Source organism: Ruegeria lacuscaerulensis, assembly GCF_013034685.1.
Lineage (GTDB): Bacteria > Pseudomonadota > Alphaproteobacteria > Rhodobacterales > Rhodobacteraceae > Ruegeria > Ruegeria lacuscaerulensis_B.
The window spans coordinates 53,087-65,281 of record NZ_WQGO01000012.1; the positions used below are offsets into that span (position 1 = coordinate 53,087).

A 12,195-nucleotide genomic window follows, 5' to 3' on the forward strand; every position below is an offset into this window, starting at 1 on the left:
CTCTGAGAAATGCCCCCGTTTATGCCCCAGTGGTTTCGGGTGTTACGGGTGTTGAGGGTGGGCCCTCAGAGGTCGTTGAAGGCCCATGCCACGGCTCAATCTTACAAGCAGAACTTTCAAAAAAATAAGAATTTGCATATAATCTGACGAATTACACCAATAGATAGTCTCGTTCACGGGGCATGTCATGGGGGATTTAAAAGGAAACACATCCCAAGGGAATGGCAGCGAATGGCATGCCTCGATGTCAGTCGCTTTGGCACTTGGGCTGGGTTTCTTTGTTCTCACTTCAGTAGCTGGTGTACTGGGCGTGGGGTTAGTCGTTGGCTATCGCAACACCTCAGAGTTGCTCACACAAAAGGCTCAGCTCATAATTGGTACGCAACGTCAACAAGTGGAGCGTTATCTAACCGCAGCTTCAGATCAGATCGATTTTATCGCGAGCAAGATTTCTTCGGAGGAAGTTGAACCGGACGGTTCTGAAGAATTCGTTAGCCTATTGCTTGGTGCCGTTTCAGCGACCCCTCAAATTCTTCGGATACAATTCATAGACAGACGGCAAGTCCTGACAGGTGTTGAACGTACCGAAGACGAGACGCTTCCCATATTCTCGAAACTTGGAGACGATATCGACCTGCGACACCTTATTGACGATTCAATTGATTCCGGAAAAGCTCATTGGGGCAAAATTCTCTGGCGTGAAGAATACGGCCAATCTGTACTGAGTTACCAAAGGCCAGTCATTCAGAAAGGTACGATAGTCGGTGTCCTGTCAGCTTGGATTTCAGTCATAAAATTATCTGAATTTTTGGCTGATCAGGAAATGGAATTCGGTGCAAACGTCTTCATTCTGTACAGTAGGGACGCTGTTTTAGCCCACCCACTTATGGCGTTTGGTTATGCCGGTTTGAACCGTGCTGTACCACTTCCACAACAAGACCGTTTTGCCGATCCAATTGTTTCAGCAATGTGGCAGCCGAATGACCGATTTAGTGTCGCGAAGTATTTTCTAACCGGAGCGAATACTCGTTTTGTTGCCTACGCTGATTGGGAGTTTGTCATATTCTTTGAAGAGTTATCTGACTATGGTGTTGAGCCACTTACCGTAGCTACTTACTTTGAAACCCACGACATTATTGCGGAAGCGGCTCGTTTGAAATGGGCCATCATATTCTGCCTTGTCATGGCGGTTATATCGGCCGGAGTGGCGGCTTTGATTGGTCAGGAAATTGCCAAACCCGTGCGCCGCTTGTCGGACAGTGCGAAGCGAGTGCATGATCTCGACATTTCGAATGTCGATGAGATCGAAGGATCCTTTTTCCGGGAATTGGATGAGGCGGCACGCTCGTACAATTTCATGCTCGAGGGTCTGCGCTGGTTTGAACTCTATGTGCCAAAACGGTTGGTAAGACAATTAATGCGTCAAAACGCAGGGAAGCAGACAAAGTCTTCCCACCGGGACGTGGTTATTATGTTCACAGATATTGTTGAGTTTACGACATTGTCGGAACATCTCACAGCTCCTCAAACGGCATCGTTTCTGAATGATCATTTTGCAGGGTTGGCCAGCTGTATCCAAAATAACCGTGGTACCATCGACAAATTTATTGGAGACTCTGTGATGGCGATCTGGGGTGCTCTGGAACATCAAGACGATGCGGCCGACTTGGCTTGCAACGCGGCGATTGATATCGGGAAGTGGATTGCGGACTACAATCAACATAGGCGAGTAGATGTGGGCTTAGCATATTCAGTTAGGCTGCGCATAGGTATCCACATCGGTCGCGTGGTCGTTGGAAATATCGGTAGCGAAGGGAGGCTCAGCTATACCGTAGTTGGAGACGCGGTGAATGTCGCCCAACGTCTAGAGGAAGCCGGAAGAGTTCTGGGCAATGCAAACGGCGAAGTGAATATTCTTGTTTCCAGTTCAGTGCGAAGCGCATTGGTCGACCCAATAGAATTTGAGCGCGTTGGCGCGCATAAACTTCGCGGAAGAGAAGAGTTAGTAGAAATATATTCGCTGGCATTGAACCGGCCATAAAGTGGCCTCTGCGCGGTTCGTTTACTGCGTGGTTAACCGGGCGGTGATCGATGAGGCGACGGTGGTGCGTCATCGCTGTCATAGCGAGCGCTGTGTCCGTCCTGAGCACCTGATTGAGGGGTCGGCGGCGGATAACAAGCGCGACGATTGGGACTACTGGGCGAACGGTGTCGATCGCGATCGACTATAAACCGTGGCATGGGCCTTCAACGACCTCTGAGGGCCCACCCTCAACACCCGTAACACCCGAAACCACTGGGGCATAAACTGGGGCATTTCTCGGTGGGTTTAGCCCCAAGAGCCTGTCGTCGTTCCATGTATGAATGAACTGGCTGGGGTGGTAGGAATCCTTGCCCTCCGATGATCGTTATAGGCTTTTTGGCGAAGCTTGAGAAACTGGGGCGATTTCGGGGGCATTTCGAGGGTGAGCACGGGGCATTTCTGACTGCGGTATAGGCACAACCCCATGATAGGTGAACCGACACAACACAAAGTTATTTGTACTTAACAACTGTACCTTCGCCGATGCGACCTCCCCAACTCATTGCACGTACTTTGACTTGAGATATGACTACATTGACAACTGCATCCCCGCCCAACTCAGCCGCGCTCTGTCGCAGCCGAGCCTCAACTTGCGTGACGGTCGGATCTTCATTGAACACTGTAGTTTTATTTACTGCCACTTTTATTTCTTGGATCACGGTATATTCCTGAGAGGCCGTTTTGCCGCTAAACAACTCTATCTGGTCCGCTGTTCTAGTCGCACCCGCTGCCGCCGTGATTTCAGAGTTGTTGATCCCATCTTCTTCCCACGTGCTTGAGCAAGCGCCAAGCAACGCAGCTAAACTTAACGCTGCAATCAACTTCAAAGTAATTGTCTTCATTTGCTTTCCCCCCACCAAGTTCTTTTCTCATCGTACCGTGAGATGCAGCTACCCCCCTTGATCCATGTCAACGATACATTCGAATAAAAATATATACTGAGGTACTTTCGGAGTTTCTTTTGGGAGGAAGAGATGGCTGATCTATTCATATTTCGCACTATTTCTGGAGCATTGGCTTGCACGGCCTTGACGGCTTGTTTGGGCAGCGAAAGCATTGACTCAGGGGCAACCGTTAAGCCGTTTAACGGTTTTTCAAACATTCCCGATAATGGAACGACTGACATAGACGGTCAGGCTGTTACGGCGAACTACGTTGCCGACCCCACTACTGGGGAAGTGGTAATAACTAACCCATCTGGACCGTCACAAAGCACCACCCGCGTAGTCACCAGAAACGGAACGCCAGTTGCATTGACAGCTAGCGCACCTGGATCGTCCGTTTCATTTGATACGAGAAACGGCGACACCAGGATCGATGCTCCATTTGTTACAGGCTATGTAACAGCTGATGGTCAAGATTCCGCGACGTTTATCAATCCCGGACAAGCTGGTTATGAATACCAGACCTATGGTGCATGGGTGACAGGGGCCGGCACAGGCGCAGGAACCGTTGGTGCAGGAAGTTATGGGCTTAAAACAGAAGCTACTGACGTTCCTGTTGGAGTCAGCGCAACATATCAGGGCGTCGGATTGGGAGTGGCTCGTCGTGCAGATGGCCAGCCATACCAAACAGTATCCACGGTCACAGTATCCACGGATTTCAACACTGCAAGCATCGATAGTGCGAACACGGCAGCTGTAAATCTCAACACAGCCGCAACGAGCAGTGCACCGGAACTGGATTTTAGCGGTTCAGGCACGGTTAGCGGCTCAGGGTTCACGGCAACTGTGACGGGAACGGGTACATCTGGCTCTGCACAAGGGCAGTTTTATGGTCCGTCTGCCAACGAAGTTGGAGGCACGTATTCAACTTCCGGTCCGGGTGGAGTCTGGCATATGGGAGCGTTCGGCGGAAATTGAGCAAAGAGCTGAATTGCGGCCAACGCAATACTACTCCGTTGCGAATAGTCATTAGGCATATGTGACACTTCACGCACCGTTCCCAAAAGGCGTGCACAGAGTCATTCAGATCGCAGAAGAAAACAATAATCCAGTGGGGTCGCGATGACTTTTTTGCGGTTGATCGTAGTCTTTTTTCTAACCTTTTGCGTGGTCCCCAGTGGAGCGAATGCATCAACCACCGATCCGGCCGCCACCGATGCCAGGTTCAAATCGGGGCTCGCCGCCACTAGCCGCGGTGACTACAGTACAGCAATTGCAATATACCTTAGCATTCTTGCGGAAGATCCTAACCTTACACGTGTGCGCTTGGAGTTGGCGCTGGCTTATTTCCTAAGCGAACAATGGAACCGTTCGCGGTCCGAGTTTTTTAAGGTGCTGTCGGGTGATATTCCGGAGCCTGTTCGACAAAAAGTTCTAACTTTTATTGCAGAAATTGATGCGCGGCGAGGGTTTGAGTTGGATTTTGAGTTTGGGTTAAAAAAATTGGGTTCTACGCGAAACTACGACACAGACCAGATTGAATTAGACTTCTTCGGGATACCTATACCAGCAACTTTAGATCGCTCCAGCAAGACTACATATGGTGTCGGATATTCTGTATCAGCGTTGTGGCGCAAAAGTCTGAACAGGCTTTCAACAAAAGATCGTCGGGTAATTGGCTTCGCAGAGGTGTTCTCATTTGGAGATATTTCAGATGAGAAATCGTTTCGCGACGTGACTTTGGGTGCGCGAGGCGGAGCCCGCTTGGTTTTTCCACGTACAACAGTTGTTTTTAGCCCAGTAGTCTCGACACGCTTCATTGCCGATGAACACTTTGAGGACAGGTTGGGTTTAGAGACTGCGTTCGAGACCAGAAACTCGCAAGCCGTTTCGGTGTTTGGTTCGATTTCAGGGTTTAAATTGAACAATAAATTCGATGATACCTTCAGTGGGCACACAGTGAATGCGAGATTTGGGGTACGGCGTTCATTTTTGGGGCGAAACACTGTTGGAATTGCAATCTTTGCTGAAACCAAATCAACCGATCGCGACATTGATACTTATGACATCGCAGGTCTGGAGGTTTTTGGCTCGTTTGACGCCGGTGCTGGATTTGTCATTGAACCTCAGGTCTATTTTGCGGTCAAATCGTTCTCTGAGACCAACCCACTTTTCTTCGGCAATCCTGACGAAGATCAGTATGGCCTGCGTCTCAGAATTGAAAAGCGTGACACAATATTAGGGAACGGGCTGATCCCGTACGTTGAGGGCAATTATAATCGGGTGAAAAGTGGAATTGACGCATTTAGTTATCATGAAACTACGATTGAAGTAGGGCTGACCAACGAATTCTAGTGAGGGGGATTTGCTGAGCTAAGTCAAAAAATTTTGGGTTTCTTGGAAGGTTCTGCAAGCAGAGACCATACCGAACACCCAATTTAGCCCCCTAAGCGCCTACTTAACTAATTTTTATTTCAGCATTTTTTTCCGGCATCAAACTTGGTTGTTCCGCCAGCCCCGAAATATGCTCCGTTAGGCAAAGAGAAAAAAAGCCGAGATCCCCCCGGCAACCCGCAAAGGGCCGCCGAGGGATAATTTTTAGGGTGGTCTTCGGTTGACGACATAGTCAGCCAACCACTGCCAGTACGCTTCAGCGTCACGGAACCCTTGGGCTCTGGCCGCTAGGTCCTCAGCTGCCCTACGAGTGCAACCGCCATCGTATTCAGCGATAGCTGCCCGTTCCTCGAACGCATCAATGTCCGGGAACCTCATACCGGGAGCCGTATCTGATCGACGATCGACCGACGTTGCTCGTCACTGATGCCAGCCGAGTAAATGCCGTAAGTGATCCCGTTCTCCGACCGCGCCGATTGATGACCGACCAGAGAGGCCGTGAAATGTTCGGGAACACCTGTTCGCTCGCACTGAGTGATGAACCACTTGCGAGTCGAGTGAAACACCAGTCCCGGCCGTTCCAGGTTCAGCCTTCGTCTCAGTCGAGCAAACCTCTTGGTGACATGCGCCACGGTCAGGTCAGGAAACAGAGGACCAGACGAGGGTAATTGCCGGAATGTCTCATCCAGCACCGGGTGAACCGGAACCAGTCTCTCCGCCGCATCTGTCTTCAGCAGTCTCAGTTCATTGGGCTGGACATGAACGAAGCAACCGAGATTGCCCTTGGCCACGAGGTCTTCCCGGAGCAGCCCAACCGCTTCCCCCGCTCGCATTCCTGATAACAGACAGGTCAGCAGAACTGAATGCAGGTCACGGTCTTTGGCTCCCAGCAACCGCGCAACTTCATCGTCAGTCGGAACGGCATAGGGTTGAGGACGTACCTTCCGGTCGAAGAGAACTGTTCGGAAGGGGTTAACCTCCAGATGCCCCTCATAGACCACCCAGTCGAGGAAGTGATTGACCTGAGACCAGATCCGCCGCTGGGTTCTGGCCGTTATGGTCACCGACCCACGAGACGAGTACGCAACCAGTTGGTCCAGGGTCAGCCCACGGGTCCGTTCTGACTTGCCAATCATTGGAGACAGTTGGGCTATTGCGGACAGGAAGTCGCGTCCGTCTTCTCTAACCAGACTGCAAACAGAACGATCACCAAAGCGACTAGTGAACAACCCGACAGAGTATCGGACCGATTTGAACCCGCTGGGTCGTAGCTCGTTACTGCGCTTGTTCAGATAAGCCCGGCTCAGGTCACCAACCGGCACTTTCACCGGTGCTGATAGTCTGGCGAAGCTGGACCGCTCCAGATTACATCCAGAGTCCTCCAGAGTGGCCCAGAGACGGACGAGAGACAACTCTGGTTGATCGACCCAATCAGGAACGTCAGCGGTGTTCTCTGGGGCAGACAGGGTCTCCTCTGCTTGGGACCGAACCTGTTCCACAAGTGTCTCGAACCGCGCATTAACTTCAGCGGCTCGGACGCGGGCAGTGTTGCGGTCACTGGTCTTGAGGCTCTGCTTCAGCGCCTGAGCGCCCAGCGCGAGAGCCACGTCAACGGGATAGTTGCGTCTGAACAACCACGTGTGGCCTTTCAGATAGGCATAGCGAATGTGAGCAGACATGTGTCTCCTCCTTTTCTGTTTCGAATTTGGGATAGGATCAGTTGGTTGAGACGAGCCTGACGATCATCTCGAGAGCCGGTTCGCCGTAGCTGCCAGCCAGAGGGCCTGTGACAGCAAAGCCGGTCACGCAGTCTTCAAACACCTCTTCCACTCGGAAGAGATGTTCAGCGACGTCATCAAAGGCGCGGACGAGCACGACATCACCGGGGTTCAGTTCCAGATCAGTCATCGTTGGACTTCCACGTCCAGAGGACCGCCAGCAGAACCAGTGCCGAGACAGCGGGGTGGGACCGAGAGACCACCCAGAGCATCGTCGTCAGAACGGCCTTGGGCGGTGGCTGCAAAGGAAAACCCCCGACGAGAACGCCGAGGGCAGACAGGTACTTCATGGATCAAACTCCTGCAGTTGCTTCTTTATTTAGATGCAGGGGTTCTCTCGGTTTCTGGGGAGCGGACGTTCAGGGTTGCTGCGCGAATGTCTGGCTTGCGGACAAAGCCGCCTGCTGTGGTTGCCGCGAGCCTAGCGGTCGCTCACTAACAAGATCGCGAAAATACATCGCGTTGATGTAGCGCGATATCGCGCCACTTGTCATGACTCGCTTTTGAACAAGGGCAGTTTCGTTGTTGCTCGAACCATGCAACACTAAATACGCCCCAGATTGCCTTCGTCGACCGAGACCAATTGGCGCTTCGCGTTAAACTACCTTCAGTGTTATTGAAGCTGGAACTCCCATTCGGAACATTCGAGCTGTTTCCAACTTGATTTTGCCCCATTCGCTTCTTCGGATCTAAGTACTTGAGGCAGCTCTGTAGCAAAGTCATTTAGTGTAGACTGAAATGCTGAGGCTAGGGAGCGACCGTTGTTCTCCGCCAATTTGAATAGGTTGCCGGCTAAGCTTCTGTATTCAAGAAGAATACACTGCGGTTGCAAAACACCTGCGGGTTCAGCGATCATTTTCGCCCGACCAAGAAAATCCAAGTTTCCCGAACCAGCCCCGGTGTCGGCCGGCACAAGATGAAAAGTTGTTCGGATACGGAGATTTGAGGCCCTTGCACCTTGCGGACAGTCTCCTCTGCTAGAACGTGATGAGAAACAGGGTGACACTCCATCAAAAAGCGCAGTTTGCAGTGAATTCGACAACATCGCTTCGAAAGCACTCTCAAACCTCTCAGGTCGATATGCCTGGTTTATTGTGTAAGCCGCGCTCAAGATTTCCTCGCGTGATCGAGATGTGCCCGTTGATGCGCCATAGATCCCGCCCGCGGTGGCGAAAACAGGAACCAGAACGACACCAAGAACAACTCCAAACGGGTCGTGTGAAGAAAGCCCTCCTTCTAATGCGCCAGCAGCTCCTGCGCCTATTCCGGAAGCAGCCCCTTCGCCGCGCGTGTAGGTTGCAGAGTCGACACCACGGTCGCCGTCAATCTGCACAAAAAGGTTAACCGTTGAACGATTGGCCATGTTGGAAAGTAAAATTTCCGGAGTCGGCGCTCCGCATGCCAACAACAATGAGAACGAAACGATGCAAAAGGCTTTTTGGAGTGTGCCTATTTTTCGTTTCATTTTGGGTCTCGTAGTATTTTGTTGGTTCGCGCATCCAGAACCGAAACCCCCCTATTGCCCGAAACCAATCGAATGTAATCACCGGGCTTTACATTCAACGTAACGTATTGGTTTACGCCTATTGGGTCGGACAAGAGAGAGTTTTTCCATACGTACGCGATCCTGAAGGTATGATATCCGGACTTAATATTAAATGTTTTTTCGCCTTTTTTTGTTTTCTCTGGACGCGCTTCAACTAGATCGGACCCTTGGAATATCCCAGCGAAAGTCGCGCCTTTTATCAAGCCGACATCACCCGGCTGATGGCCCAAATGAGACCAGACGAGAAGAGCGGAGCCGTTTGTGTTGGTCGTCGTCAGCCCGTTGTGCAATACTGGACGCCCAGCAGTTTCGTCCTGTACCACATAGTAATTGTCTTTTAGTCGAAAGCTGTACTCATGCGATTTAATCGCATCAAAACAGAAATCGTACTTTGTTATTGTTCCGGCCGCATAAAACGGACCGAGTGTGACGCAGTTATAACCCGGTTTGAGAAAAATTCTGTATGCGGCCTGGCCATCCTTAGACGTGATTGAACCACTAATGCTTACCTGGCGACCATTGACACCCGTTGGTTTCAGCAGTTCATTCATCGCAGTAAAAGAAGCGTAACCTTTTGGTGTTTCGGGCAACCCAAGCGCCACTAACGATGCGTTATCGTACTGAGGAGAGTCGGTAGGCGATAAACAGCCAGCCAAAGACGAAGCTACGACAAAAGGAATGATTCCGAAGCGCAATCTCCTAACACGCTTTACTAAAGCAACCTTTGCAAAATGGCATGCGACCGTCATAAGCTCGCCCTCCCATTTATTGAATCTCCTCCGATTGTGTCCTAATCAGCGCCGCATCGCTTTGATCTATAGCAAAATTGAAAATGCCTGAGTCCGTCGGCTGCTCTGGGCTCTCAACGGCCCCGCCCCAGCCCCACCAACCGTCAGCAACAGCGACCAGTCTTCAGCCCCCGGAACGACTCGTCAGCGGTGGTCAGCGCCACTGGGCGGCAGATCTAGCGGTCTCGGCAGCGGTCGTCTCAGCGCCAGTGGACGGTTGCTTTGGCGGTCGCGTAATCTGCCCCTCCAGCGGCCTCTCTAGCGGTCAGAAATGCCCCGTGCTCATTCCGCTAGCGCTCCATTCCGCCCCCGAAACCGCCCCACTTCAGGTCACCGGTTGGAAAAGCTGATAACAATCATCGGACGGCAAGGATTCCTACCACCCCAGCCAGTTCATCAGAACATAAATAGACAGCAGGCACTTGGGGCTAAACCCTCTGATAAATGCCCCCGTTTATGCCCCAGTGGTTTCGGGTGTTACGGGTGTTGAGGGTGGGCCCTCAGAGGTCGTTGAAGGCCCATGCCACGGGTTATAGTCGATCGCGATCGACACCGTTCGCCCAGTAGTCCCAATCGTCGCGCTTGTTATCCGCCGCCGACCCCTCAATCAGGTGCTCAGGACGGACACAGCGCTCGCTATGACAGCGATGACGCACCACCGTCGCCTCATCGATCACCGCCCGGTTAACCACGCAGTAAACGAACCGCGCAGAGGCCACTTTATGGCCGGTTCAATGCCAGCGAATATATTTCTACTAACTCTTCTCTTCCGCGAAGTTTATGCGCGCCAACGCGCTCAAATTCTATTGGGTCGACCAATGCGCTTCGCACTGAACTGGAAACAAGAATATTCACTTCGCCGTTTGCATTGCCCAGAACTCTTCCGGCTTCCTCTAGACGTTGGGCGACATTCACCGCGTCTCCAACTACGGTATAGCTGAGCCTCCCTTCGCTACCGATATTTCCAACGACCACGCGACCGATGTGGATACCTATGCGCAGCCTAACTGAATATGCTAAGCCCACATCTACTCGCCTATGTTGATTGTAGTCCGCAATCCACTTCCCGATATCAATCGCCGCGTTGCAAGCCAAGTCGGCCGCATCGTCTTGATGTTCCAGAGCACCCCAGATCGCCATCACAGAGTCTCCAATAAATTTGTCGATGGTACCACGGTTATTTTGGATACAGCTGGCCAACCCTGCAAAATGATCATTCAGAAACGATGCCGTTTGAGGAGCTGTGAGATGTTCCGACAATGTCGTAAACTCAACAATATCTGTGAACATAATAACCACGTCCCGGTGGGAAGACTTTGTCTGCTTCCCTGCGTTTTGACGCATTAATTGTCTTACCAACCGTTTTGGCACATAGAGTTCAAACCAGCGCAGACCCTCGAGCATGAAATTGTACGAGCGTGCCGCCTCATCCAATTCCCGGAAAAAGGATCCTTCGATCTCATCGACATTCGAAATGTCGAGATCATGCACTCGCTTCGCACTGTCCGACAAGCGGCGCACGGGTTTGGCAATTTCCTGACCAATCAAAGCCGCCACTCCGGCCGATATAACCGCCATGACAAGGCAGAATATGATGGCCCATTTCAAACGAGCCGCTTCCGCAATAATGTCGTGGGTTTCAAAGTAAGTAGCTACGGTAAGTGGCTCAACACCATAGTCAGATAACTCTTCAAAGAATATGACAAACTCCCAATCAGCGTAGGCAACAAAACGAGTATTCGCTCCGGTTAGAAAATACTTCGCGACACTAAATCGGTCATTCGGCTGCCACATTGCTGAAACAATTGGATCGGCAAAACGGTCTTGTTGTGGAAGTGGTACAGCACGGTTCAAACCGGCATAACCAAACGCCATAAGTGGGTGGGCTAAAACAGCGTCCCTACTGTACAGAATGAAGACGTTTGCACCGAATTCCATTTCCTGATCAGCCAAAAATTCAGATAATTTTATGACTGAAATCCAAGCTGACAGGACACCGACTATCGTACCTTTCTGAATGACTGGCCTTTGGTAACTCAGTACAGATTGGCCGTATTCTTCACGCCAGAGAATTTTGCCCCAATGAGCTTTTCCGGAATCAATTGAATCGTCAATAAGGTGTCGCAGGTCGATATCGTCTCCAAGTTTCGAGAATATGGGAAGCGTCTCGTCTTCGGTACGTTCAACACCTGTCAGGACTTGCCGTCTGTCTATGAATTGTATCCGAAGAATTTGAGGGGTCGCTGAAACGGCACCAAGCAATAGGCTAACGAATTCTTCAGAACCGTCCGGTTCAACTTCCTCCGAAGAAATCTTGCTCGCGATAAAATCGATCTGATCTGAAGCTGCGGTTAGATAACGCTCCACTTGTTGACGTTGCGTACCAATTATGAGCTGAGCCTTTTGTGTGAGCAACTCTGAGGTGTTGCGATAGCCAACGACTAACCCCACGCCCAGTACACCAGCTACTGAAGTGAGAACAAAGAAACCCAGCCCAAGTGCCAAAGCGACTGACATCGAGGCATGCCATTCGCTGCCATTCCCTTGGGATGTGTTTCCTTTTAAATCCCCCATGACATGCCCCGTGAACGAGACTATCTATTGGTGTAATTCGTCAGATTATATGCAAATTCTTATTTTTTTGAAAGTTCTGCTTGTAAGATTGAGCCGTGGCATGGGCCTTCAACGACCTCTGAGGGCCCACCCTCAACACCCGTAACAC

12 protein-coding genes are annotated in these 12,195 nt (G+C 51.1%); 4 read left to right on the plus strand and 8 right to left on the minus strand.

Annotated elements, in window-relative coordinates; translation table 11 throughout:
• The first annotated feature begins 187 nt into the window (after positions 1 to 187).
• Both GOV80_RS20695 and GOV80_RS22760 read left to right on the plus strand, forming a co-directional pair.
• The gene (locus GOV80_RS20695; RefSeq protein ID WP_170787416.1) at positions 188 to 2,041 is read left to right on the plus strand and encodes an adenylate/guanylate cyclase domain-containing protein; all 1,854 of its coding nucleotides are present in this window, start codon (positions 188 to 190) and stop codon (positions 2,039 to 2,041) included.
• 64 nt (positions 2,042 to 2,105) lie between these two features.
• A complete protein-coding gene (locus GOV80_RS22760) occupies positions 2,106 to 2,231 on the plus strand; it encodes a hypothetical protein (protein WP_419555666.1) in 126 nt (41 codons plus the stop codon).
• Between the two features lie 304 nt (positions 2,232 to 2,535).
• Here GOV80_RS22760 and GOV80_RS20705 read toward each other — a convergent pair whose 3' ends face one another.
• Entirely contained in the window at positions 2,536 to 2,925 is a 390-nt protein-coding gene (locus GOV80_RS20705; RefSeq protein WP_170787419.1) for a hypothetical protein, read from the minus strand.
• 132 nt (positions 2,926 to 3,057) lie between these two features.
• Between GOV80_RS20705 and GOV80_RS20710 the strand changes: the two genes are divergently transcribed.
• Together GOV80_RS20710 and GOV80_RS20715 are read left to right on the plus strand one after the other, a co-directional pair.
• Positions 3,058 to 3,945 (plus strand): transferrin-binding protein-like solute binding protein, encoded by an 888-nt coding sequence (locus GOV80_RS20710; protein ID WP_170787421.1) that lies wholly within the window; start codon positions 3,058 to 3,060, stop codon positions 3,943 to 3,945.
• A 144-nt stretch (positions 3,946 to 4,089) separates the two neighbouring features.
• A complete protein-coding gene (locus tag GOV80_RS20715; protein ID WP_170787423.1) occupies positions 4,090 to 5,322 on the plus strand; it encodes a tetratricopeptide repeat protein in 1,233 nt (410 codons plus the stop codon).
• Positions 5,323 to 5,735: 413 nt separating this feature from the next.
• Here the strand turns inward: GOV80_RS20715 and GOV80_RS20720 are convergent, their stop codons facing one another.
• The 7 genes from GOV80_RS20720 to GOV80_RS20750 form a co-directional block, all read right to left on the minus strand.
• Positions 5,736 to 7,040, minus strand: coding sequence for a DUF6538 domain-containing protein (locus GOV80_RS20720; RefSeq protein WP_170787425.1), 1,305 nt, complete (start codon positions 7,038 to 7,040; stop codon positions 5,736 to 5,738).
• 37 nt (positions 7,041 to 7,077) lie between these two features.
• Entirely contained in the window at positions 7,078 to 7,269 is a 192-nt protein-coding gene (locus GOV80_RS20725; RefSeq protein WP_170787427.1) for a hypothetical protein, read from the minus strand.
• Positions 7,262 to 7,429 carry a hypothetical protein gene (locus GOV80_RS20730; RefSeq protein ID WP_170787429.1) on the minus strand — a complete coding sequence of 56 codons (168 nt, stop codon included), beginning with the start codon at positions 7,427 to 7,429 and terminating at the stop codon, positions 7,262 to 7,264. The genes GOV80_RS20725 and GOV80_RS20730 overlap by 8 nt, the downstream gene beginning before the upstream one ends.
• A gap of 323 nt (positions 7,430 to 7,752) precedes the next feature.
• Positions 7,753 to 8,604, minus strand: coding sequence for a hypothetical protein (locus GOV80_RS20735; protein ID WP_170787431.1), 852 nt, complete (start codon positions 8,602 to 8,604; stop codon positions 7,753 to 7,755).
• Positions 8,601 to 9,434, minus strand: coding sequence for a hypothetical protein (locus tag GOV80_RS20740; RefSeq protein ID WP_170787433.1), 834 nt, complete (start codon positions 9,432 to 9,434; stop codon positions 8,601 to 8,603). The genes GOV80_RS20735 and GOV80_RS20740 overlap by 4 nt, the downstream gene beginning before the upstream one ends.
• Before the next feature lie 569 nt (positions 9,435 to 10,003).
• The gene (locus GOV80_RS22765; RefSeq protein WP_419555665.1) at positions 10,004 to 10,192 is read right to left on the minus strand and encodes a hypothetical protein; all 189 of its coding nucleotides are present in this window, start codon (positions 10,190 to 10,192) and stop codon (positions 10,004 to 10,006) included.
• A 1-nt stretch (position 10,193) separates the two neighbouring features.
• Positions 10,194 to 12,047: an adenylate/guanylate cyclase domain-containing protein gene (locus tag GOV80_RS20750; RefSeq protein ID WP_170787416.1), complete on the minus strand. Its 1,854-nt coding sequence runs from the start codon at positions 12,045 to 12,047 to the stop codon at positions 10,194 to 10,196.
• Between the last annotated feature and the right edge of the window lie 148 nt (positions 12,048 to 12,195).